This is a genomic window from Noviherbaspirillum aridicola, assembly GCF_019656455.1.
GTDB lineage: Bacteria > Pseudomonadota > Gammaproteobacteria > Burkholderiales > Burkholderiaceae_D > Noviherbaspirillum > Noviherbaspirillum aridicola.
In genome coordinates, this window is record NZ_BPMK01000002.1 from 161,017 (window position 1) to 181,813 (window position 20,797).

Annotated in this window: 21 protein-coding genes; 10 read left to right on the forward strand and 11 right to left on the reverse strand. The window is 67.3% G+C overall.

Annotated elements, in window-relative coordinates; all coding sequences use genetic code 11:
- Window positions 1-271: 271 nt before the first annotated feature.
- The 8 genes from NCCP691_RS02600 (at window position 272) to NCCP691_RS02635 (ending at window position 6,527) form a co-directional block, all read left to right on the forward strand.
- Window positions 272-1,273: an ABC transporter substrate-binding protein gene (locus NCCP691_RS02600; protein ID WP_220806685.1), complete on the forward strand. Its 1,002-nt coding sequence runs from the start codon at window positions 272-274 to the stop codon at window positions 1,271-1,273.
- Between the two features lie 71 nt (window positions 1,274-1,344).
- Window positions 1,345-2,379 carry an aromatic ring-hydroxylating dioxygenase subunit alpha gene (locus NCCP691_RS02605; protein WP_220806686.1) on the forward strand — a complete coding sequence of 345 codons (1,035 nt, stop codon included), beginning with the start codon at window positions 1,345-1,347 and terminating at the stop codon, window positions 2,377-2,379.
- A gap of 11 nt (window positions 2,380-2,390) precedes the next feature.
- The gene (locus tag NCCP691_RS02610) at window positions 2,391-3,206 is read left to right on the forward strand and encodes an ABC transporter ATP-binding protein (protein ID WP_220806870.1); all 816 of its coding nucleotides are present in this window, start codon (window positions 2,391-2,393) and stop codon (window positions 3,204-3,206) included.
- Window positions 3,207-3,209: 3 nt separating this feature from the next.
- Window positions 3,210-4,019, forward strand: a complete 810-nt coding sequence (locus tag NCCP691_RS02615) for an ABC transporter permease (RefSeq protein ID WP_220806687.1) — start codon at window positions 3,210-3,212, stop codon at window positions 4,017-4,019.
- Window position 4,020: 1 nt separating this feature from the next.
- Window positions 4,021-5,436: an amidohydrolase family protein gene (locus tag NCCP691_RS02620; RefSeq protein ID WP_220806688.1), complete on the forward strand. Its 1,416-nt coding sequence runs from the start codon at window positions 4,021-4,023 to the stop codon at window positions 5,434-5,436.
- Window positions 5,437-5,481: 45 nt separating this feature from the next.
- Window positions 5,482-5,892, forward strand: a complete 411-nt coding sequence (arfB, locus tag NCCP691_RS02625) for an alternative ribosome rescue aminoacyl-tRNA hydrolase ArfB (RefSeq protein ID WP_220806689.1) — start codon at window positions 5,482-5,484, stop codon at window positions 5,890-5,892.
- A 36-nt stretch (window positions 5,893-5,928) separates the two neighbouring features.
- Window positions 5,929-6,123 carry an oxidoreductase-like domain-containing protein gene (locus NCCP691_RS02630; protein ID WP_220806690.1) on the forward strand — a complete coding sequence of 65 codons (195 nt, stop codon included), beginning with the start codon at window positions 5,929-5,931 and terminating at the stop codon, window positions 6,121-6,123.
- 128 nt (window positions 6,124-6,251) lie between these two features.
- Window positions 6,252-6,527, forward strand: a complete 276-nt coding sequence (locus NCCP691_RS02635; protein ID WP_220806691.1) for a hypothetical protein — start codon at window positions 6,252-6,254, stop codon at window positions 6,525-6,527.
- A gap of 234 nt (window positions 6,528-6,761) precedes the next feature.
- Here NCCP691_RS02635 and NCCP691_RS02640 read toward each other — a convergent pair whose 3' ends face one another.
- The 6 genes from NCCP691_RS02640 to NCCP691_RS02665 all read right to left on the reverse strand — a co-directional run bounded on the left by NCCP691_RS02640 (window position 6,762) and on the right by NCCP691_RS02665 (window position 11,100).
- Window positions 6,762-6,926: a hypothetical protein gene (locus NCCP691_RS02640; RefSeq protein ID WP_220806692.1), complete on the reverse strand. Its 165-nt coding sequence runs from the start codon at window positions 6,924-6,926 to the stop codon at window positions 6,762-6,764.
- Window positions 6,927-7,060: 134 nt separating this feature from the next.
- On the reverse strand, window positions 7,061-7,297 hold the full coding sequence (locus tag NCCP691_RS02645; protein WP_220806693.1) for a hypothetical protein: 237 nt from the start codon (window positions 7,295-7,297) through the stop codon (window positions 7,061-7,063).
- Between the two features lie 185 nt (window positions 7,298-7,482).
- Window positions 7,483-7,719, reverse strand: coding sequence for a hypothetical protein (locus tag NCCP691_RS02650; RefSeq protein WP_220806694.1), 237 nt, complete (start codon window positions 7,717-7,719; stop codon window positions 7,483-7,485).
- Window positions 7,720-7,824: 105 nt separating this feature from the next.
- Window positions 7,825-8,997, reverse strand: a complete 1,173-nt coding sequence (locus NCCP691_RS02655; protein ID WP_220806695.1) for an MFS transporter — start codon at window positions 8,995-8,997, stop codon at window positions 7,825-7,827.
- Between the two features lie 58 nt (window positions 8,998-9,055).
- Complete coding sequence (locus NCCP691_RS02660; RefSeq protein WP_220806696.1) at window positions 9,056-10,051, reverse strand: Bug family tripartite tricarboxylate transporter substrate binding protein; 996 nt, start codon at window positions 10,049-10,051, stop codon at window positions 9,056-9,058.
- A gap of 41 nt (window positions 10,052-10,092) precedes the next feature.
- The gene (locus NCCP691_RS02665) at window positions 10,093-11,100 is read right to left on the reverse strand and encodes a tripartite tricarboxylate transporter substrate binding protein (protein WP_220806697.1); all 1,008 of its coding nucleotides are present in this window, start codon (window positions 11,098-11,100) and stop codon (window positions 10,093-10,095) included.
- 234 nt (window positions 11,101-11,334) lie between these two features.
- Here NCCP691_RS02665 and NCCP691_RS02670 point away from each other — a divergent pair, with 234 nt between their 5' ends.
- Both NCCP691_RS02670 and NCCP691_RS02675 read left to right on the forward strand, forming a co-directional pair.
- Complete coding sequence (locus tag NCCP691_RS02670) at window positions 11,335-12,405, forward strand: AI-2E family transporter (RefSeq protein ID WP_220806698.1); 1,071 nt, start codon at window positions 11,335-11,337, stop codon at window positions 12,403-12,405.
- Between the two features lie 219 nt (window positions 12,406-12,624).
- Complete coding sequence (locus NCCP691_RS02675) at window positions 12,625-13,608, forward strand: cytochrome-c peroxidase (protein ID WP_220806871.1); 984 nt, start codon at window positions 12,625-12,627, stop codon at window positions 13,606-13,608.
- Between the two features lie 35 nt (window positions 13,609-13,643).
- Here the strand turns inward: NCCP691_RS02675 and NCCP691_RS02680 are convergent, their stop codons facing one another.
- The 5 genes from NCCP691_RS02680 to NCCP691_RS02700 all read right to left on the reverse strand — a co-directional run bounded on the left by NCCP691_RS02680 (window position 13,644) and on the right by NCCP691_RS02700 (window position 20,731).
- Window positions 13,644-16,400, reverse strand: coding sequence for a serine/threonine-protein kinase (locus NCCP691_RS02680; protein WP_220806699.1), 2,757 nt, complete (start codon window positions 16,398-16,400; stop codon window positions 13,644-13,646).
- Window positions 16,401-16,695: 295 nt separating this feature from the next.
- Window positions 16,696-17,748, reverse strand: coding sequence for a VWA domain-containing protein (locus NCCP691_RS02685; RefSeq protein ID WP_220806700.1), 1,053 nt, complete (start codon window positions 17,746-17,748; stop codon window positions 16,696-16,698).
- Window positions 17,749-17,760: 12 nt separating this feature from the next.
- Window positions 17,761-18,702: a DUF58 domain-containing protein gene (locus NCCP691_RS02690; RefSeq protein ID WP_220806701.1), complete on the reverse strand. Its 942-nt coding sequence runs from the start codon at window positions 18,700-18,702 to the stop codon at window positions 17,761-17,763.
- Window positions 18,677-19,693, reverse strand: coding sequence for an AAA family ATPase (locus NCCP691_RS02695; RefSeq protein WP_238482283.1), 1,017 nt, complete (start codon window positions 19,691-19,693; stop codon window positions 18,677-18,679). The genes NCCP691_RS02690 and NCCP691_RS02695 overlap by 26 nt, the downstream gene beginning before the upstream one ends.
- Window positions 19,694-19,711: 18 nt before the next feature.
- A complete protein-coding gene (locus tag NCCP691_RS02700) occupies window positions 19,712-20,731 on the reverse strand; it encodes a S1C family serine protease (RefSeq protein WP_220806702.1) in 1,020 nt (339 codons plus the stop codon).
- Window positions 20,732-20,797: the final 66 nt, after the last annotated feature.

Consider the following 20,797-nt stretch of genomic DNA (forward strand, 5'->3'; position numbering starts at 1 on the left):
AGAAGCGGCTAGCATGCGGGCGTTCTGACAGCAGTACCGGCATGTGGGGCATTGCTCTCGCGGTCACCCGGCCGCACGCCCGCCAACGGGCGTTTGAAATCTGATCGCCATCGGAGCTCAAGAGCATGCCTGTCCCCGTTTCGCGTTTCACTCCGCGCCGTCCCGCGCAGCAACCGGCCGGCGCTTCCATCGCATCCAGCAAGCCACCGCGACGAGGCCGCGCATGCCGCCCCGGTCCGGTATCCGTCGTCCTTCACAAGCGAGTTCATCCATGACCACAACGACCTCCTTCCGTCGCCTGCATCGTGCCGCCCGCGGCCTGCTGTTCTGCCTTGCCGCGTCTTTGGCCGCCGGGGCGGCGGCCGCCGACAAGGTAACCTTCCTGACCTCCTGGTACGCCCAGGCCGAGCACGGCGGTTTTTATCAGGCGCTGGCCAAGGGCATCTATCAGAAGCATGGACTGGACGTGACCATCCGCATGGGCGGCCCGCAGGTCAACGGCATGCAACTGCTCACCAGCGGCCAGGCCGACTTCCTGATGGGCTACGACCTGCAGGTGCTCAAGAGCGTGGAGCAGGGACTGCCGGTCACGACCGTCGCCGCCTCCTTCCAGACCGACCTGCAGGGCATGATGACGCACGAGGACGTGAAGGGACTGGCCGATCTGAAGAACGGCAAGACCGTGCTGGTCGCGACCTCGGGCCGCACGACCTGGTGGCCCTGGCTGAAGGCGAAGTACGGCCTGACCGACGCCCAGTCGCGGCCCTATACCTTCAACCTGCAGCCCTTCATGGCCGACCCCAATACGGCCCAGCAGGCATACCCGTCGTCCGAGCTGTTCCAGGCGATGAAGGCCAACGTCAAGACCAACTTCTACCTGTTCGCCAGCGACGGCTATCCGCCCTACGGCACCACCATCGTCACCATGGACAAGACGGTGCGGGAAAAGCCGGACCTGGTGGCGCGCTTCGTGCGCGCCTCGATGGAGGGCTGGAAGAGCTACATGGCGGATCCGGCGCCGGCCAACGCGCTGATCAAGCAGGACAACCCGAACATGAAGGATGAGCAGATCGCCTTCGCGATCGACAAGCTCAGGCAGTTCAACTTCCTCGCCGGCGGCGACGCGGCCAGGATGGGCATCGGCATCATGACCGAGGAACGCTGGAAGAAGACCGCCGATTTCATGGTGGCCAGCGGCCTGCTCAAGCCGGAGACCGACTGGCGCAAGGCGTTCACCACGCAGTTCGTGAAAGACCTGAAGGTCATGCCCTGAGCGGCGATCAACAGGGGGCGAGGGCGACCATGTCGGCACGCCGGCCCCATGCAGCACTGGAGTCAGAAATCATGCTTGTCACCCAACAGAAAACCCTGCGCAGGTTCTGGTATGCGCTGATGCCGATGTCGATGCTCGACGACGGCCCCAGGCCCTTCACCCTGCTCGGTGAAAACATCGTGGTATGGAAGGGCGCCGACGGCAGGCCCGCCGCACTGCGCGACCGCTGCTGCCATCGCACGGCGAAGCTGTCCAAGGGCTTCGTCGAAAACGGCAACATCGTCTGCGGCTATCACGGCTGGACCTACGACTGCAGCGGCGCCTGCGTGCGCATACCGCAGCACCCGGACAACCGCATCCCGGCGGGCGCGAAAGTGCAGTCCTTCCACTGTCAGGAGAAATACGGCTATGTGTGGGTCGCGCTCGACGATCCGCTGCAGCCCATCCCCGACTTTCCGGAGGACGGCGATCCCGCCTACCGCCGCATCCTGCAGTTCTATGAAAAATGGCACACCAGCCCGCTGCGCATGATGGAGAACTCCTTCGACAACTCGCATTTCAGTTTCGTGCACAAATCCAACTTCGGCATGATCGACCGTCCCGAGCCGTCGAAGTATGAATTCCGTCCGCATGAATGGGGCTTCGAGGCAGAGACCCATGTCCCGATCCGCAACCCCGAGGCCAGCCACCGCGTGACCGGCACCACCGAGCCGGTGACGGAGCGGCACCTGGTCAACCGCTGGTTCCTGCCATTCTCGCGCCGCTTCGGCTGCATGTATCCGGCGTCGGGCCGGCATCACATCATCTACAACTGCGCCACCCCGATCGACGACAAGTCGATGATGCTGGTGCAGTGGCTCTATCGCAACGACAGCGAGGAAAGCTGCTCCACGCAGGAACTGATCGACTGGGACCGTCCGATCACCGACGAGGACCGCGACATCCTGGAGGCGACCGACTACGACGCCTGCATCGACACCCGGCGCCGCGTGGAGTACCACATGGAGTCCGACAAGCCGGGCCTGCTGATGCGCCGCATGCTGCTGGAACTGTTCGAGCGGCACGGCGAGACCGAGGCTTTTCTGCCCGCGAGGGAAACCCTATGAAGCGCGACGACATGAACCCCCTGCCGCCGGTCCACGCCGCTCCGCACGCGGAGCAGGAGGACAACGTGGTCCTGCACGCCAACCAGGTCGAGAAGACGTACCCCAACGGCACGCACGCGCTCGACCGGGTGCGGCTCAAGATCCGGCGCGGCGAATTCGTATCGCTGCTCGGCCCGTCCGGTTGCGGCAAGAGCACCCTGCTCAGGATGTTCGCCGGACTCGACGAACCCACGGCGGGCCACGTGCGATGGTGGGGTGGCGGCGTGGCCACCGTCAACACGCCCGGCCGCACGCTGGCCATGGTGTTCCAGGAGGCCACGCTGATGCCATGGGCAAGGGTGGCGGACAATGTCCGCCTGCCGCTCGATCTTGCCGGTATTCCTCGCGCCCGCAGCGCGCCGCGGGTGGACGCGGCTCTGGACATGGTCGGGCTGTCGGCATTCGGCGGCGCCTATCCGCGCGAACTCTCGGGCGGCATGCAGATGCGCGCCTCCATTGCCCGCGCGCTGGCGACCGAACCGAACGTGCTGCTGATGGACGAGCCCTTCGGCGCGCTCGACGAGTTCACCCGCAACAAGCTCGACAGCGATCTGCGCGCGCTGTGGTCGCAACGCGACCTGACCGTGGTCTTCGTCACCCACAGCATTTACGAGGCGGTGTTCCTGTCGACGAAAGTCGTGGTGATGGCGGCGCGGCCGGGGCGCATCATCGCCGAGGTGCCGGTAGACGGCCCCGACGTGCGCGATGACGATTTCCGCGTCTCCGCGCCTTTCCTGAATCACTGCAAGCAGCTGTCCGACCTGCTGACCGAAGCCAACACGAGGTGAATCATGAACCCCGCCGTCAAGAAACCGCTGTTGTCCGATCCCCGCGTGCAGCGCGTGGCCGCGCCGCTGGCGCTGGGCGCCGTCCTGCTCGCGGTGTGGCAGGCGCTGTGCATGCTGTTCGAGGTGCCGGTCTACCTGGTGCCGTCCCCGGCTGCCATCTTCAACACCCTGGTCACCGACTGGAGCCTGCTTGCCGGCGCGCTGCTGACCACGCTGAAGATCACCTTCCTCGCCTTCGCGCTGGCGGTCGTCATCGGCGTCGCCGCCGCCTTCGTTTTCGTGCAGAGCCGCCTGCTGGAAGCCAGCCTGTTTCCGTATGCGATCCTGTTGCAGGTCACGCCCATCGTCGCCATCGCGCCGCTGATCATCATCTGGGTCAAGACGCCACTGGCGGCGCTCACCATCTGCGCCACCATGATGGCGCTGTTCCCCATCATCTCGAACACGGTGCTCGGCCTGCGCAGCGTCAATCCCGGCCTGCTCAATCTGTTCCGTCTCAATCGCGCCAGCCGCTGGCAGACGCTGGTGCGGCTGCGCATACCCAGCGCGCTGCCGAGCTTCTTCGGCGGCCTGCGGATATCCTGCGGCATGTCGCTCATCGGCGCGGTGGTGGCGGAGTTCGTCGCCGGTACCGGTGGCACCGGCACCGGGCTGGCCTACCAGATCCTGCAGGCCGGCTTCGAGCTGAACATTCCGCGCCTGTTCGCGGCGCTGCTGATGATCACCGTCACCGGCGTGCTGCTGTTCGGCCTGATGGTCGCGCTGTCGCGCATGGCTTTGTCGCGGTGGCACGAGAGCGAACTGGAGAGCTGACATGACATCCTTTCTGATCCGCGGCGCGGCCGCGATCATGACCGGGCTGCCAGGCGCCGCGGCGCGCCATGAAGGACCGGACCTGCGGGTACGCGACGGCATCATCGAGGCCATGGGCCGGCTGGCGCCGGAGCCGGGCGAGCGGGTCGTCGACGCCGGCGGCTGCGTGGTCTATCCGGCCTGGGTCAATACGCATCACCATCTCTTCCAGTCGCTGCTCAAGGGCGATGCGGCGGGCATCGGCCTGACGCTCACACCCTGGCTCGCGGCCACGCCCTACCGCTTTCGGGCCAGGTTCGACGAGCGCCTCTTCCGGCTCGCCGCGCGCATCGGACTGGTCGAGCTGCTGCGCTCGGGCTGCGGCACGGTCGCCGACCACAATTACCTGTATTACCCGGGCATGGACTTCGATACCTCGGCCATCCTGTTCGAGGAAGCCGAAGCGCTCGGCATGCGTTTCGTGCTCTGCCGCGGCGGCGCGACCCGCACCCGGCAGCTCGAAGCGGACCTGCCGGGCGCGCTGCGCCCGGAAAGCCTGGACGCGATGCTCGACGACGTCGGCAGACTCGTGGCGGCCTATCACGACCCGGCGCCGGATGCGATGCGGCGGGTGGCGATGGCCCCGACCACCGCGCTGTTTTCGCTCGCCACCGAAGAGGTGCGTCAGACCGCCGCGCATGCGCGCTCGCTCGGCATCCGGCTGCACACCCATCTCTCGGAGACGGTCGGCTACCAGGACAGCGCGCGAGCCATGCACGGCTGCAGCCCGGTCGAGTTCATGGCCAGGCACGACTGGCTCGGTTCCGACGTCTGGTTCGCCCATCTCGTCAAGCTGGACGAGGAAGAAATTCGCCTGCTCGGCATCACGGGCACCGGTGTCGCCCACTGCCCGCAGAGCAACGGCCGCCTCGGCAGCGGCATCGCGCCGGTGCGGGCGCTGGAGGACGCCGGCGTCGCGGTGTCGATCGGCGTCGACGGCGCCGCCTCGAACGAGGCCGCCGACATGATTTCGGAAACCCATGCGGCCTGGCTGATGCAGCGGTCGCGCGGCGGCGAACGCGCGAAGCCCACATATGCCGGCGGGCGCGAAGAGGGCGGGGCGGCCCATGCCAGCGTGGAGGACGTGGTGCGATGGGGAACGACCGGGGGCGCCCGCGTGCTCGGCCTGGATGGTGTGGCCGGCCTCCGGCCGGGCGCCTGCGCCGATATCGCCGTCTACTCCCTGGACGATCCGAGATACTTCGGCCTGCATGACGTGGCGATAGCGCCGGTGGCATCGGGCGGGCGTCCAGTGCTGGAATGGCTGTTCGTCGGCGGACACGTGCGCGTCGAGCGGGACCGCATCCCGGGACTCGACCTGGCCGCGCTCGGCGCGGAGGCAAGGCAGGCCACCCGCGAACTGCTTGCTGCAGGCTGAACGCTCAGCGGCGATAATGGCGCTTTCCCGACACCGCGCACCGCCATGCCCATTCGCCGCCACATCGTCATCCCGGAAGATGAAGTCGAGCTGAGCGCGATCCGCGCCCAGGGCGCCGGCGGCCAGAACGTCAACAAGGTCTCGAGCGCCGTGCACCTGCGCTTCGACATCCGCCAGTCCTCGCTGCCGGAGGACGTGCAGGAACGCCTGCTGGCGCTCGGCGACCAGCGCATCACGAAAGACGGCATCCTCGTCATCAAGGCCCAGACCGAGCGCAGCCGGGAGCGCAATCGCGAGGAAGCGCTGCGCCGCCTGCACGAGCTGATCGACAGCGTCGCCGTCGCGCCGGTGAGCCGCCGTCCGACCCGTCCCACCCGGGCGTCGCGCGAGAGAAGGCTGGAAGGAAAGAATTTGCGCGGGCGGATAAAATCGCTGCGCGGGAAGGTACAGGACTAGCGCCGCGGCCTGCCTCTCCCACCACGCGAGATTGCCATGCATTATTTCCCTGCCACCGATGACCTTCCTCCCGAGCCCCCGGTGCGGCCGGGCGATGAGGAGTGCTGCCAGAGCGGTTGCGATCCCTGCGTGTTCGACCGCTATGCCGAGGCGCTCGAGAAATACCGCGCCGAGCTGCGCGCCTGGGAAGCGAAGCGCGCCGGCGCCGCGCCGGGCGCCGGATCGGATTGAGCCATAGCAAGGGACGTTGGCGCCACAGAACGAATGCCGCCTGCGGCGGGTCTTAAGACTGTGCAATAAGCGGACGCAACGCGCGCCCGCGCATCGCACGGCAAAGATCACTACCAGGAGATATCGATATGAAGTACGCCCTCGACTCCCGCATAGCCACCCGCAGCCCGCGCGTCTATGAAAACGTGCCGCTGATGGTAGGCCTGGCCGCCGGCATCGCCATGATCGCCGGCGTCGCCCTGATGCGCGGGCAGCATCGCACGCGCCGTTATGGCGACCACGCCATGGAACGCCGGCGCCCGGCGAACATGTTCGCGGCCGGGATCTTCCCGCGGCGCAGAAGGATCGACCAGACCGGCACCCACCCGCTTTTTGAAAGAAGACAGGACGCGTACGAGGGGTGAATGCAAGGCGGGGCGCTACCGCGGCATCTGCACCGCGGGCCCCGCCGCCAGGCGCACCGGGCAGGTTTCAATTCCGGGACGCGCGGCAGTCACGAGGCGCGGCTTCCGTAGCCCGCGCCAGAATCAGGGTCCGCGGCCGGCAGGCCGTGGATTTTTTTTATGGGTGAAGGATGTGTTTGCAGGGCGTCCGCGTACCGCGCCCGCAGGGCCGCCACCGGCCGACGCGTCCCCGCATCAGCTCGACGCGACCATCGCCCCGATCGCCAGCATCACGGTGGCGAACACCGTGACAAACGGCATCCACGGCCTGAGCCTGACATGGCATCCCGGGCATTCGCTGTCGTTCCAGTCGTTCTTGCGCCCGCAGCTGCTGCATTTCCCTGTCAGTGCATGTCGCATCGTTGCAGTCTCCCTTGTGCGTGATTCTTCACGGACCAGTATATTTTTCTGAAGGCCTCGCGCTTTGTGCGCGCTCATCCGCTCTCGCGTCGGCTGGAGGAAAGCGGCCCGGGCTTGCGCGCGGGCCGTCCGTCTCAGTCCGCGTGCAGCTCGCCGCCCGGTCGTCGTCCGGCCCGCATGAAGGCAGCCTGCTCGAGTTCATAGTCGGACGCACAGTCGGCGTCGCAGAATTTCTGCGCCGGCTGCACCGGTTCATCGCAGAACCAGCATGTGCCCTTGGCGGGCAGTGCCGGGGTGCGGCGGCAGGCCTCGATTGCCGCCATGCGGTTCAGCTCGATCTGCTCGGCTGCGATATCTGCTTCATCACTCATCTCGAATCTCCCCAATATCCTGCTACGTTATCTGGACCATGCTTGGACCATCAGGGAAATGACTATATCCATCGGACATCCCGCGGAGTATCGGAATGTTCCGACTTTAAGTGTAGGAAAACGGCGGTACGCGGAACGTCTTTAAGTTGGCGCAAACGCGGGCGGCCGCGCCCGGTCGGCAGTCCTCATTCCTCGCTGTCGTCACCTCGCCGCCATCGGCCTGCGCGCGTCAATGCCGCCTGCTCCAGCTCATAGTCTTGCGAGCAGTCCCTGTCGCAGAACTTCTGCAGAGGCGGCAGCGGCTCGTCACAAAACCAGCACGAGCCCTTGGGCGGCAGTCGCGGCGCCCGGCTGCACGCCTCGATGGCGGCCTGCATGCGCAGTTCTATCATCTCCCCGGCGATATCGGCTTCGTCGGTCATTCTCATTCTCCCGGACGATCGGTACTCCTCATGTGTGTATTCAAAAGAGGAATATATCCAACAGGAAATAAAATAATTCGGGAACGGGAGAATGAGGGGAAGAAGTCAGGCGGCGGGGCCGAGTCGCCGCAGACGTCCGCAAAGCCAGACGCCTGCCAGCATCAGCAGGCAGCTGCCGGCGAAGGCGGTGCGAAAGCCGGCGACATCGATCGCGACACCGGCGAGCGCCGGGCCGATCAGCTGCCCGATCGCGTAGAACAGCGTGACGAAACTCGTGGCGCGCGGCGCCTCGGGCGGGGCCACCGATTCCGCGGCGGTGGCGAGTATCGAGGTGAACATGCCCGACACCGTGCAGCCGAGGATGAGGTAATGCAGCGCAAAGCCGGCGTAGCTGCTCCACACAAGCGGGATGGCGGTGCCGAGCAGGCACAGGGACATCGCGATCGCCAGCGCCCGCGCCCGGCCGATGCGGTCGGAGAGCGTGCCCCATCCCGGGCCGGCCCCCACTGACAGCAGCCCCATCATGGCGGCCAGCCGCCCCGCTTCGGCCGGTGTCAGTCCGGCGTCGAGCGCGTAGGAGTACATGAAAGTGGACTGCGCGATGTAGGTCATGCCGACGATCCCGTACAGCAGCGCAAGCAGCCGCACCCGCGGGTTGCGCGATACCGACGCCGGCGCGGCGCCGCCGGCGGACGCGACGCCGCCGCGCTGCCCCGGCAGAAAGGCGAGGGCGGCGGCCGTCGCCAGCGCGCCGAACAGCGCGAACGCGGCCCATGCGTGGCGCCAGCCGTGCTCGCTCGCCTGGGCAAGCCAGGGCACCAGCGCGCTGGATGCGAGCAGGCCGATGCCGATACCGCTGTTGATCGCGCCGATGACCATTCCGCGGCGTTCAGGAAAGCAGCCGGCGAGCAGGGAGATGACCGGCGTGTAGGCGAACGCGGTGCCGCAGCCGAGCATCAGCATGCAGGCAAACAGCATCGGATACCCGCTCGCCAGCGTCAGGCCGATGAAGCCGGCGGTGGTCAGCAGCGTGCCGATCACCACTGCGCTGCGGCCTCCGCGCCGGGCGGCGAAGGCGCCCGCGACCATCACCAGGCACAGATAGCCGAGCGAGGCGGCGGTGCCGAGATTGCCCGATTGCTGGTAGCTGAGCCCCAGATCCTCGCGCATGAAGGGCAGGATCAGGCCGAATGCCAGGCGCGCGCAGGCCACCGTGACGAAGGTCACCAGCATGCCGCCCGCGATCATGGGCAGGATGGCGCGCGCGTCCGCCTTCATGCGCGCGCCGGTCCCGGGAGAAAAACGGCGGCCGTCGCCGGCCGCCCGTGCGTCATCTTCAATCGGCCTTCGCTCCCGACTCCTTCACCACCTTGGCCCACTTGGTGATCTCGGCGCGCTGGTAGGCCGCCAGTTCCTCGGCGGTGCCGCCGGCCGGCTCCAGGCCGATGTCGGTGAGTTTCCTGGAGGCGTCCGGCGACTTGAGGATCTTCGACACTTCCGCCTGCAGCTTGTCGGCGATCGGCTTTGGCGTGCCGGGCGAGGCATACAGCGCGAACCACGAGACCGCCTCGAAGCCCGGCAGGCCGGATTCGGCGATCGTCGGAATGTCGGGCGCGGCGGGCGAGCGCTTGGCGCTGGTCACGCCGAGCGCGCGCAGCTTGCCTTCCCGGACCAGCGGCAGCGACGACGGCATGTTATCGAACATCATGGTGACGCGGCCGCCGAGCAGGTCCGGAATCGCGCTCGCGCGTCCCTTGTAGGGGATGTGCTCCATGTCGAGCCCGGTCATGCTCTTGAACAGCTCGCCCGAGACATGGATCGAGGTGCCCGAGCCGGACGAGGCGAAGGTCAGCTTGCCGTCCTTCTTGCCGTAGTCGATGAGTTCCTTGACTGACTTCGCCGGCACGTTGTTGTGCACCACCAGCATGTTCGGCGTGGTCGCGAGCAGGGTGATCGGCGTGAAATCCTTCACCATGTCATATGGCATCTTCGAATACAGCGCGCCGTTGATCGCATGCGTGCCCACGGTGCCGACCACCAGGTTGTAGCCATCGCCCGGCTGCTTGGCCACGTAATCGGCGCCGATGTTGCCGCCGGCGCCCGGCTTGTTTTCGACGATGACCGGCTGTCCCCACGCGGCCTGCAGCCGCTCCGCCAGCAGGCGGCCGAGTATGTCGGGCGCGCCGCCGGGCGTGAAGGTGACGATGATGTGGATCGGCTTGTTCGGATAGTTTTGCGCGGTCGATTGCGCCGAGGCCGGCGCGCTCATGACGAAGGCCGCGGCCAGTGCGGCCGACAGCGCGGCGGCGCCGCGCAGCATCTTGCTCTGCATGTTGTCTCCTGTTCTCTCTCGATGAAGGGATGCGGCCGATCTCAGTCGACCTTGGCTCCCGAATCCTTGACCACCTTGGCCCATTTCTTCGTCTCGGCCTGGATGTGCGCGGCGAACTGCTCCGGCGTGTTGCCGACCGGCTCCGCGCCCTGTGCCACCAGCTTTTCGGCCACGGCCGGACTCGACAGCGCCTTGCTGATCTCCTGCTGCAGGCGGTTGACGATGTCCCTGGGGGTATTCGCCGGCGCCAGGATGCCGAACCAGGACGTGGCTTCGTAGCCGGCCAGGTCGCCGCCCGCCGACGCGATCGGCGGCACGTTCGGCAGCGCGGGCGACGGCTTGGCGCTGGTGACGCCGAGCGCGACCAGCTTGCCGCTCTTGATGTGGCCCATGGCCGCCGGCAGGTTGTCGAACATGACGTCGGCCTGGCCGCCGATCAGGTCGGCCAGCGCGGGTCCCGACCCGCGGTAGGGGATATGGACCATGAAGGTCCGGGTCATGGTCTTGAACAGCTCGCCGGACAGGTGGATCGAGGTGCCGTTGCCGGACGAGGCCATGTTCAGCTTGCCCGGATTCGCACGCAGGAATTTGACGAAGCCCGGCACATCCTTGATGCCGTTCTTCTCCGCCAGTCCGGTATTGAGCACCAGCACGTTCGGCACCGCCGCCACCAGCGTCACCGGCGCGAAATCCTTGATCGGGTCGTACGGCAGCTTGGGATAGAGCGACTGGTTGATGCCATGGGTGCCGACCGTCCCCATCAGCAGCGTGTAGCCGTCGGCCGGCGCGCGCGCCACCAGCTGCGCGCCCACATTGCCGCCGGCGCCGGGACGGTTGTCGATGATGACCTGCTGGCCGAATGCCTTCGACAATTCGGCGCCGACCGCGCGCGCGAGAATGTCGGTGGTGCCGGCGGGCGCGAACGGCACGACGAGGGTGATCGGCTTGGTGGGATAGTTCTGCGCCTGCGCGAAGGGCGCGGCGATGCCGGCGGCGGCGACCGCGGCGGCGGCCAGTGCACGGCAGACTTGCCGACGAGTGAATCGCATGATGTCTCTTCCTTCCTTTATCGGTGGTCGGACCTGGCGGGCTGTACCGCCCGCTCCGCATATTGCTTGTTGTTCCGCACAGTAAAACTACGTTCTGCACGTTGGCTCATATAGTACTCCATCGTTCGCAAAACGGTAACCGGCGCGGCGCAAGGCGGACGCGAACTTAATCAAACCCCAATCCTCCACCGTAATATCGGTTATCGTCCCGTCGTCTTCCTGATCGGAGCGTTCATGTACTCGCAACAACTACAACAAAAGACCTTTCTTCTGCTGCTGATAGTCGTCTCGATCGCCTTCGCCTGGATACTCTGGCCGTTCTACGGGGCGGTGTTCTGGGCGGCGGCGCTGGCGATCCTGTTCATGCCGTTTCATCGCCGCGTGCTCAGGGGCCTCGGCTTCCGGCGCAATACCGCGGCGCTGGTGACCCTGCTGGCCTGCCTGGTGATCGTGATCCTGCCGCTGACGGCGATCACGTCTTCGCTGATCCAGGACGGGGTGGCGGTGTATGAACGCATACGTTCGGGCGAGATCGATTTCGGCGCCTACTTCCAGCGCGCGATGGCCGCCCTGCCGCCGTGGCTGACCTCGCTTCTCGACCGCTTCGGACTGGCCAATCTCGCCGGCCTGCAGAACAAGCTCTCGGAGGGTGCCGCCCAGGGCAGCCAGATCGTGGCGAAGCAGGCGGTCAGCATCGGCCAGAACACCCTGGATTTCGTGATCAGCTTCGGCATCATGCTTTACCTGCTGTTCTTCTTCCTGCGCGACGGCCCGGTGCTGGCCGGCCGTATCAAGCAGGCGATTCCGCTCACCGCCGATCACAAGCAGCAGCTGTTCGCCAAGTTCACCACCGTCATACGCGCCACCGTCAAGGGCAATATCGTCGTCGCCGCCACCCAGGGCGCGCTCGGCGGCGTGATGTTCTGGTTCCTCGGCATCCAGGGCGCGCTGCTGTGGGGCGTGGTGATGGCTTTCCTGTCGCTGCTGCCTGCGGTCGGCGCCGGCCTGATCTGGGTGCCGGTGGCGGTCTACTTCCTGCTGACCGGCGCGCTGTGGCAGGGCGTGGCGCTGATCGTGTTCGGCGTGTTCGTCATCGGCCTGGTCGACAATGTGCTGCGTCCTCTGCTGGTCGGCAAGGACACCAAGCTGCCCGATTACGTGGTGCTGATTTCCACGCTCGGCGGCATGGCCCTGTTCGGGCTGAACGGTTTCGTGATCGGACCGGTGATCGCGGCGCTGTTCATCTCGGCCTGGGATCTGTTCTCCTCGCCGGATGTGCGCAAGGGAGACATCCCCAGCCATTGAGGGCATCGTGGCGCGGCTGCCGCATGCTGTCGGACACTTTCCGACAGAGGGAAATGAGCGATCGTGAATGATTGATCTGGACTAAGTTTTTGCAATCGCGGCAGCCCTGCCCGACCACCGGGTTTTATTCCCCGTCAGTAACATGGGTATGTCCTTACGACGTACCCATGGAGCACTGACATGAAAACCCCGAAACTTCTTCCCGCTGTAATCGCTTGCATGCTCGCGATCTCCGCCGGCGCCGCGATGGCGGCTCCGCAGAATGAGCCCATCCAGCCGATCAAGGCTGCCAAGCCCAAGGATCCCGCGCTCGTCGAACTCGGCAAGAAGCTGTATTTCGATCCGCGGCTGTCCAAGTCCGGGTTCATCTCCTGCAATTCCTGCCACAACCTCTCGATGGGCGGCACCGACAACCTGAAGACGTCGATCGGCCACAACTGGCAGGAAGGCCCGATCAACTCGCCGACCGTGCTCAACTCCAGCATGAACGTGGCGCAGTTCTGGGACGGGCGCGCGGCCGACCTCAAGGCCCAGGCCGGCGGCCCGATCGCGAACCCGGGCGAGATGGCGTCGAGCCATGTCGTGGCGGTGGAAGTGCTGCAGTCCATCCCCGGCTACGTGGCCGACTTCCGCAAGGTGTTCGGCACCGACAAGGTCGACATCGACAAGGTGACGCGCGCGATCGCCGCGTTCGAGGAAACCCTGGTCACGCCGAACTCGCGCTTCGACCGCTGGCTGGCCGGCGACAAGAAGGCGCTCTCGGCCAACGAGCTGGCCGGCTACAAGCTGTTCAAGGAAAGCGGCTGCGTCGCCTGCCACAACGGCCCGGCCGTCGGCGGCAACTCCTTCCAGAAGATGGGCGTGGTCGAGCCGTACAAGACCGACAACCCGGCCGAGGGTCGCTATGCGGTCACCGGCAAGGATGCCGACCGCTTCAACTTCAAGGTGCCGACGCTGCGCAACGTGGAAATGACCTATCCGTACTTCCATGACGGCTCGGCCAAGACCCTGAAGGAAGCGGTGGACACCATGGGCCGCCTGCAGCTCGGCAAGAGCTTCAGCGCCGACGAAAACGACAAGATCGTCGCCTTCCTCAAGACCCTGACCGGCGACCAGCCGAACTTCAGGATGCCGCTGCTGCCGCCGTCCGTCGACGCCACCCCGCGTCCGCAGCCCTTCGGCAAGCAGACCCGCGCAGACTGAGCCGCGGCCGACCGGCGGGAGTCAGTGCCGGCATATCATTCGCCGGCATTGCCCGCCGGGCTCGCGCCCGCGCCCGAGGAGGCGACGGTGCGCGACTGGCCGATCAGCCGCCCGTTGGCGGTACGCTGGCCGTCGCGGAATTCGCCTTCCCAGACCAGGCCGTTGCTCCAGCTGAAGCGGCCCTGCCCGTGACTGCGTCCCTTCGCCAGCGCGCCGCTGTAGACATCGCCGTTGCGGAAGCGGGTCACGCCCTGGCCATGCGGTAAACCTTCGCGCACCTCGCCCTCATAGCGGGTGCCGTCGGCGAACACCATCATGCCGCGCCCGTGCGGCACGCCGTTTCTCACGTCGCCTTCATAGCGTCCCCCGCCGCTGAACACCAGCACGCCGCGGCCGTTGGGCAGGCCGTTGCGCACATCCCCTTCATAGCGGTTGCCGTCGGCGAATACGATGGTGCCCCGGCCGTTGGGCTGATTGTTCGCCCAGTCTCCGTTGTAGCGCTGCCCGTTCTGCCAGACAAACTGGCCGCGGCCTTCCTTGGACCCGTTGACCAGGCGGCCTTCGTAGCGGTCGCCGTTGGACCACACCACCTGGCCGTTGCCGCTCAGCGCGCCGGAGTCGGGGTCGGCGTTGAATTCGCCGGTCAGCGTCTGGCCTTCGGAGCGTATCGTGCGGCGGGTCTCCGACGCCATCGCCTCGGCGGCGGGCGCGGCGCTCATCGATCCCGCCGGATAGCGCGGCGTGTCGGGCAGGCGGCCGGCATCCTCCGTCACCGCGCGGGCGGTGCGTTCCTCGACCGGCGGTCCGGCGGGCGAGGGGGATGCGGCGGCCGCGCGGGCAGGCGCGGGAGGCGTCGCCGGTGCGGCGGCAGTGGCGGGCACGGCTGGCGCCGGCGACGGCACGGCGGCCCGGGCCTGCCTCGTCGCCGCCAGTCGCGCGCGTGCCGCTCCCGCGTTCGGCCCGTCGGGATAACGCTTCAGATAGGACTCGTAGAACTCCGCCTGGTCGATGGACGAGGCGATGCGCCATTCCTCCTGTTCGGCCGCGGCGAGCCTGGCCTGCTCCCTGGCGCGCGCGTCATCCTGCGGCGCGGCCCTGGGTGCCGGCGGGGTCGCACGCGTCTCCTGGCCTGCCTGCGCAGTCTGAGCAGTCTGCTTGTCGCGCGCGGCGGGCCTGGTCTCCTGCTGCGGGCGCGCGGCTTCCTGGGCCGGCGGTGCGGCGGGCCTGGCGGCCGGCGCCGGCGCGCTTGCCGGTCCGCCCGTCGGTCTGCTCGCCGCGCTGCCCGTCGGCGCCGGCGCCGTCGCAGGCCCCTGCGCCAGCGGCTGCGGCGCGGAGGATGCCCGTGCAGCGTCTTCGCTCGCGGCCGCCGGCGCCTGCGCGGCGCGCGCCGGTTCTTCTTCCGCGTCCGGCATGACGAGTTCCGGGTAGCCGATCAGGACGCCTGCGGCGACGCCGGCACTCAGTGTGAGCGCACCCAGCAACAGGCCCGGCAAGCGGCTGCGGCGGGACGGAATCACGCGCCGTTCCGCCACCATCGGCTGCCGGCGCCACTCGCCGCGCAGCGGTTCTACCTCGTGCGCGGCCGGCTGCGGGCGGGGCGGTGTTTGTGGTGTATGGGGTGTCGGCTGTGTCTGTGCTGTCTGTGGTGCGGATGGTGTCTGCGGTGTCGGCGGTGTCTGCGGCGCGGCGGTGACCGTTACGGTTTCCGCAGCGGACGGCGGCATCCCGGGAGGCTGCACCTGGGGCGCCTCCGCGCGCGGGATGTCTGCGGCGGGTGCGGGCATCGACTCGCGCTCGCGCCGTATCGCGTCGCGCGCATGCTGGGCGCGCGGCGCCTGGGCGGCGGGCGCGCGGTTGGTCCCGACCAGCTCGCGCATGGCGGCGGCGGAGGCCGGCCGCTGCTCCAGTCTGACGGCGAGCGCACGGTCGATCGCGTCGAGCAGGCCCGGGCTGAACTTGCCGTGACCCACTTCGCGCGCGCTGCGCATGCGGTCGTTGCGCAGCCGCTCCGGTGCCGGCGGCGGCGCCTTGCCGGTGATGAGGAACCAGGCCACGGCACCGAGCGAATAGATGTCGCTCCAGGCACCGGGCAGCATGTCTTTCATGCCCGGATACAGCTCGACCGGCGCGAAGCCCGGCTTGAGCATTGCCGGCACCGTGTCGGTCATTTCCGCCAGCAGGGTGCGGGCGGCGTCGAATTCGAGCAGCAGCGGGCGGCCGTCGGCGCGTATCAGGATGTCCGCCGGCGAGATGTTACCGTGGCAGGACTGCGCGCGATGCACGGCATCCACCGCGTCGAGCAGCTGCCCGAGCAGCATGCGCAGCGTGACGTCGTCGACCGGAATGCGCCGCTCCTGCGCGGCGCGCTGCAGCGTCAGTCCTTCATAGAAGGGCATCGCGGCGTAGCCGGTGCCGTTGCCTTCCCAGTAGCGCAGCACCTTGGCCAGGGAGGGCGATTCGATGCGGGCGAGGACCAGGGCCTCGCTGGCGAAACTGCGCAGGCCGGCAGAAAACAGCGCGGCCTGCTGCGGCGTCGCCGGCTGCACCGTGGCGTTCGGCCCCCGCACGCCTATCCCGCGCGGCAGGTATTCGCGCAGCGCGACATGCCTGCCGAGCGCATGGTCGAAGGCGAGATAGACAAAGCCGCTCTCGCCGGCGCCGACCAGGTCGACGATGTCGAAGCGGTCGACGCGCGCGCCGGTGGAGAGCGCGTGCGAGGCATCGAGGCGCCGCGAATCGGCGGAAAGGACACTGCTGTCGCGGCCGGCAGCCGCCTGTCGGTCTTCATTCATGGCGATCACTCTTGTTCGGGATTGAGCGACGCGGGCCGGCAAGGTCGCCTTGACCTGCCGTGGCCGGCGTCGTGGAAGTCGCCCCGGCGGGGCGCTGCGCCCGGCAGCATCCGGGCTTAATCAGGGACGCTCCCAGCATAGCGAGGGAGGGCGGCAGAACTTCGACATTGCGCAAACCTGAACCGCGCGGCAGCGCTCGCACAACAGTGCGCGACCTCAAGCTTGCAAGCTGATGTAACTGCACTTGCGCAAAGCGGGTCCTTCGGATTGCGGGAAGCCTGGTATGGCTTTGTGACTAGAGTATCCGGTTGAACCACAACATCGACAGCATCGCCGCGATCAGCGCCAGCAGTGCGCCGGCCGCCGAGAACACCGCGCTGATTTCCGTCTCGCGCGTCTCCAGCGTGAGGCGCGAGTTCAGCGTCTTGTAGACCTTGAGCAGGTCGGGCGTGTTGCCCGCGTAGAAGTACTGCGCACGCGTGGCGCTGGCGATCTTCTTGAGCGGGTCTTCATCCAGCTTCACATGCATCGACCAGCCGTCGCCGACCACGATCTGCCCATCCGGCGTGCCGATCCCCACCGTGAACACCCGCACGCCGCGCTCGGCCGCGAGCGCGGCCGACTCCACCGGATCGGGGCCGGTGGTCGTCTGGCCGTCGGTAAGCAGGATGATCGCGGCGGAATTGTAGGAGCCCGGCGGCACGGGAATGAATTCCGCCTTCTTCTGCGCGCCGGTATCGCCGAGCGGGCGGGTGTCGGCCATGCGCTGCTCGCGCGGGCGCGGATCGTCCGACGTCAGGTTGAATTCGATTTCGGGGAAGATCGCCTTGAGCGACACCAGCAGACCGCTGCCGACGGCGGTGCCGCGTTGCAGCTGCATGCGGTTGACCGCGGAGAGCACGTCTTCCCGGTTCAGCGTCGGCGCCTGCACCATGCTGGCGGTGCCGGCGAAGGACACCACGCCGATGCGGGTCTGGCTCGGCACCTGTTCGACGAAGGCGCGCACCGCGGCCTGCGCGGCGGCCAGCCGGTTGGGCGCGACATCGGTGGCCCGCATGCTGCCGGACACGTCGACCGCCAGGATGATGGTCTTGTGCTGGGACGGCAGCGTGATCACCGCCGCCGGGCGCGCGGTCGCCAGCAGCAGCGCGATCAGCGCCAGCAGGAACAGCAGCGGCGGGATGTGGCGCTTGAAACGCTGCGACGGGCCCATGGCTTCCTTCACCACCGCCAGCCCGGCATATCGCACGGCCTGCTTCTTGCGGCGTGCGAGCAGCAGGAAATACACGCCGACCAGGATCGGTACGGCCAGCAGCAACCATAGAAATTCGGGCCAGTAGAAAGTCATTTCAGCCTCGTTTCATCGCCATGCGTGGCCTGACGCCCTCGCCCTGCAGGCGCCCGCCGAGAGCCGCGCGCGTTCGCGGCGCAGGTCGGAGAAGCGCAGCAGCGCATCGGCCACATCGTCTTCCGTCGAAAGCTCGAGCACATCGACGCCGGCATCGCCGAAGGCATCGAGCAGGGTTTCCTCGCGCCGCGCCGCGATTTCCGCGAACCGCTTGCGGAAGACACCGTCATGGGTATCGACCAGCAGCTGTTCGCCGGTCTCGGGGTCCTGCATGGTGAGCAGGCCGAGGTCGGGCAGCTCCATTTCCAGCGGGTCGTAAAGTCGCAGCGCGATCGCCTCATGCCGCTGCGCCAGCAGGGCGAGCGGTTTTTCCCAGCCGGGCTGGGTGATGAAGTCGGACACCACGAAGACCAGCGAGCGCCGCTTCATCACCTGTCCCGCCGTCTGCAGCAGGTCATGCAGCTCGGTGGCGCGGCCATGCGGCGCCGGCTTGTGCGCCTGCATGCGGTGCAGCAGGTGCAGCACATGCTTGCGGCCGGTGGTGGCCGGGATCACCGTGTCGACATGGCTGCCATAGAACAGCGCGCCGACGCGGTTGCCGTTCCGGCTGAGCAGGCTGGCCAATACCGCCACCGCCTCCAGCGCCTGGCGGCGCTTGCTGACCTGGCCCGACGCAAAGTCTTCCGACGGACTGAGGTCGATCAGGAACCAGGCCGTCAGCTCGCGCTCCTCGTAGTATTCGCGCACATACGGCGTCTGCATGCGCGCCGTCACGTTCCAGTCGATGTGCCGCACATCGTCGTGGTACTGGTATTCGCGCAGGTCGGCCAGGTCCATGCCGAGGCCCCGGAACAGGGTGTGGTAGTCGCCGTGCAGCAGGCCGTCGAGCCGCCGCAGCACGGTCATTTCCAGCCGGCGCAGGAGCGCGTCAGGCGTTTGCGTCGAGTTTGACATGAGTCTCCAGCATTCTTTCGGGGGCGGGGATGTGCTTCATGATGCGGTGGATGATCTGGTCCGGGGTCACCGCGTCTGCCATCGCCTCGTAGGTCAGCGAGAGGCGGTGGCGCAGCACATCGGGCACGATGTCGGTCACGTCCTCCGGCCGCACATGGGTGCGTCCGCGCAGCAGGGCGAGCGCGCGCGCGCCTTCCACCAGGTGGATCGATGCGCGCGGGCTGGCGCCGGCCTGCAGATATTTCGACAGATTGGGCACGCGGTAATGGTCCGGCCGGCGGGTCGCCGCGACCAGCCGCACCGCGTAGTGCACCAGCGCCGGATCGACATAGCAGTCGCGGCACATCTTCTGCAGATGCACCAGCTGTTCGGTGCTCGTCACCGCGCCGACTTCCGGCAGGTCGCTGGTGACGCGGTTGACGATCACGAACTCTTCCTCCTCGCTCGGATAGTCGACCAGCACCTTCATCATGAAGCGGTCGACCTGCGCTTCGGGCAGCGGGTAGGTGCCTTCGGTCTCGATCGGATTCTGCGTCGCCATGACGAGGAAGGGCGCGGGCAGCTTGTGGGTCACGCCGGCGATGGTGACCTGGCGCTCCTGCATGACTTCCAGCAGTGCGCTCTGCACCTTGGCCGGCGCGCGGTTGATCTCGTCGGCGAGCAGCAGATTGGAGAACACCGGTCCGAGAGAGACGGCGAACTCGCCGGTCTTCTGGTTATAGATGCGGGTGCCGACCAGGTCGGCGGGCACCAGGTCGGGCGTGAACTGGATGCGGTGGAAGGACCCGCGCACGGTATTGGCGAGGGTCTTGACGGTGAGCGTCTTGGCGAGGCCGGGCACGCCTTCGACCAGCAGGTGCCCGCCGGCGAGCATGGCCACCAGCACCCGCTCCAGGAAATGGTCCTGGCCGACCACCACCCGCTTCACTTCATACAGCACCTGCTCCATCTTCAGGGAAACCTCGGTGCTGTCCTTGTCTCGTTCTTCCATGCGTCGTTCCAGTCGTAGTCAGAAGGGGGATTCGCCGGCCGCGGCGGCCGCCGATTCGATGGGTACGGCAAAGCCGATGCCGACGAACGTGCTCTGTTCGTTGGGGTTGAGAATCGCGGTGACGATGCCGACCACCTGTCCGTCCATCGTCACCAGCGGGCCGCCGGAGTTGCCCGGGTTGGCGGCGGCGTCGAACTGGATCAGATTGGCCAGCACCCGCTCGCCCTCCTGCGACATGTAGTTGCGGTGCAGGCCGGAGATCACGCCGGACGAGGCTGACGGGCCGATGTTGAACGGAAAGCCGACCGCCATCACCTTGTCGCCCGGCTGCAGGCCCTGGGTCGAGCGCAGCGTGGCCGGCACGAGGTCGTCGGGAATGTTGGCGGCCTGCAGCACGGCGAGATCGTTTTCAGGCTGTTCGTTGATCACCTGCGCATCGGATTCCAGTCCGTTGGCGAACTGCACGCGGATGCGCGGCGCGCCGGCGACCACGTGCAGATTGGTCAGGATGATCCCCTTGTCCACCACCACCACGCCGGTGCCCACGCCGCGCGGCTGGTGCTTGACGTTCTTGTCGTCCTTCTCGCCCTTTTCGCCTTTCTCACCCTTCTCGTCGGCGTCGTATTGCGTGACCCGCACCACCGACGGACGGATGCGGGCATACGCGCGCGACTCTTCGGACGGGAAGACGTTATTGACCAGCGTGTGCTTGACCGCCGCATCGATGTCGCGCTGCGTCGGCAGACGGACCTCGGGCCGCGTCGCCTCGTAGGCGGCAAACAGCATTGCGCACACGAGCACCGAACACAGAACCAGCAGCACCCGGTCGTGGCGCGCCAACATGGCCCGCAGCCTGGCGCGCCGCGGCGGTTTCAATGGCGGTTCGCCGCCCGGCGCCGCCGCGGCCCGATCGCGGGCGCCGGCGGATTCGGCCCCCGGAGCAGGCGGCACATGGGTGGGCGCAACGGCTTCCGTGACCGGACGTTCCGCGGGCGACCCGCTCCTTCGGGACTTGCTGTAGACAGGATTTCTCTTCATCTGGTGTCCATCGCGCGATGTCACCCTCTCCGGGAAGTGCGGCCAGGCTGCCGTCTTCATGCCTTC

Coding starts and splice junctions, on each gene's coding strand:
- NCCP691_RS02600 (WP_220806685.1), top strand. CDS start 272: ATGACCACAACGACCTCCTTCCGTCGCCTGCATCGTGCCGCCCGCGGC.
- NCCP691_RS02605 (WP_220806686.1), top strand. CDS start 1,345: ATGCTTGTCACCCAACAGAAAACCCTGCGCAGGTTCTGGTATGCGCTG.
- NCCP691_RS02610 (WP_220806870.1), top strand. CDS start 2,391: ATGAACCCCCTGCCGCCGGTCCACGCCGCTCCGCACGCGGAGCAGGAG.
- NCCP691_RS02615 (WP_220806687.1), top strand. CDS start 3,210: ATGAACCCCGCCGTCAAGAAACCGCTGTTGTCCGATCCCCGCGTGCAG.
- NCCP691_RS02620 (WP_220806688.1), top strand. CDS start 4,021: ATGACATCCTTTCTGATCCGCGGCGCGGCCGCGATCATGACCGGGCTG.
- arfB (WP_220806689.1), top strand. CDS start 5,482: ATGCCCATTCGCCGCCACATCGTCATCCCGGAAGATGAAGTCGAGCTG.
- NCCP691_RS02630 (WP_220806690.1), top strand. CDS start 5,929: ATGCATTATTTCCCTGCCACCGATGACCTTCCTCCCGAGCCCCCGGTG.
- NCCP691_RS02635 (WP_220806691.1), top strand. CDS start 6,252: ATGAAGTACGCCCTCGACTCCCGCATAGCCACCCGCAGCCCGCGCGTC.
- NCCP691_RS02640 (WP_220806692.1), bottom strand. CDS start 6,926: ATGCGACATGCACTGACAGGGAAATGCAGCAGCTGCGGGCGCAAGAAC.
- NCCP691_RS02645 (WP_220806693.1), bottom strand. CDS start 7,297: ATGAGTGATGAAGCAGATATCGCAGCCGAGCAGATCGAGCTGAACCGC.
- NCCP691_RS02650 (WP_220806694.1), bottom strand. CDS start 7,719: ATGACCGACGAAGCCGATATCGCCGGGGAGATGATAGAACTGCGCATG.
- NCCP691_RS02655 (WP_220806695.1), bottom strand. CDS start 8,997: ATGAAGGCGGACGCGCGCGCCATCCTGCCCATGATCGCGGGCGGCATG.
- NCCP691_RS02660 (WP_220806696.1), bottom strand. CDS start 10,051: ATGCAGAGCAAGATGCTGCGCGGCGCCGCCGCGCTGTCGGCCGCACTG.
- NCCP691_RS02665 (WP_220806697.1), bottom strand. CDS start 11,100: ATGCGATTCACTCGTCGGCAAGTCTGCCGTGCACTGGCCGCCGCCGCG.
- NCCP691_RS02670 (WP_220806698.1), top strand. CDS start 11,335: ATGTACTCGCAACAACTACAACAAAAGACCTTTCTTCTGCTGCTGATA.
- NCCP691_RS02675 (WP_220806871.1), top strand. CDS start 12,625: ATGCTCGCGATCTCCGCCGGCGCCGCGATGGCGGCTCCGCAGAATGAG.
- NCCP691_RS02680 (WP_220806699.1), bottom strand. CDS start 16,400: ATGAATGAAGACCGACAGGCGGCTGCCGGCCGCGACAGCAGTGTCCTT.
- NCCP691_RS02685 (WP_220806700.1), bottom strand. CDS start 17,748: ATGACTTTCTACTGGCCCGAATTTCTATGGTTGCTGCTGGCCGTACCG.
- NCCP691_RS02690 (WP_220806701.1), bottom strand. CDS start 18,702: ATGTCAAACTCGACGCAAACGCCTGACGCGCTCCTGCGCCGGCTGGAA.
- NCCP691_RS02695 (WP_238482283.1), bottom strand. CDS start 19,693: ATGGAAGAACGAGACAAGGACAGCACCGAGGTTTCCCTGAAGATGGAG.
- NCCP691_RS02700 (WP_220806702.1), bottom strand. CDS start 20,731: ATGAAGAGAAATCCTGTCTACAGCAAGTCCCGAAGGAGCGGGTCGCCC.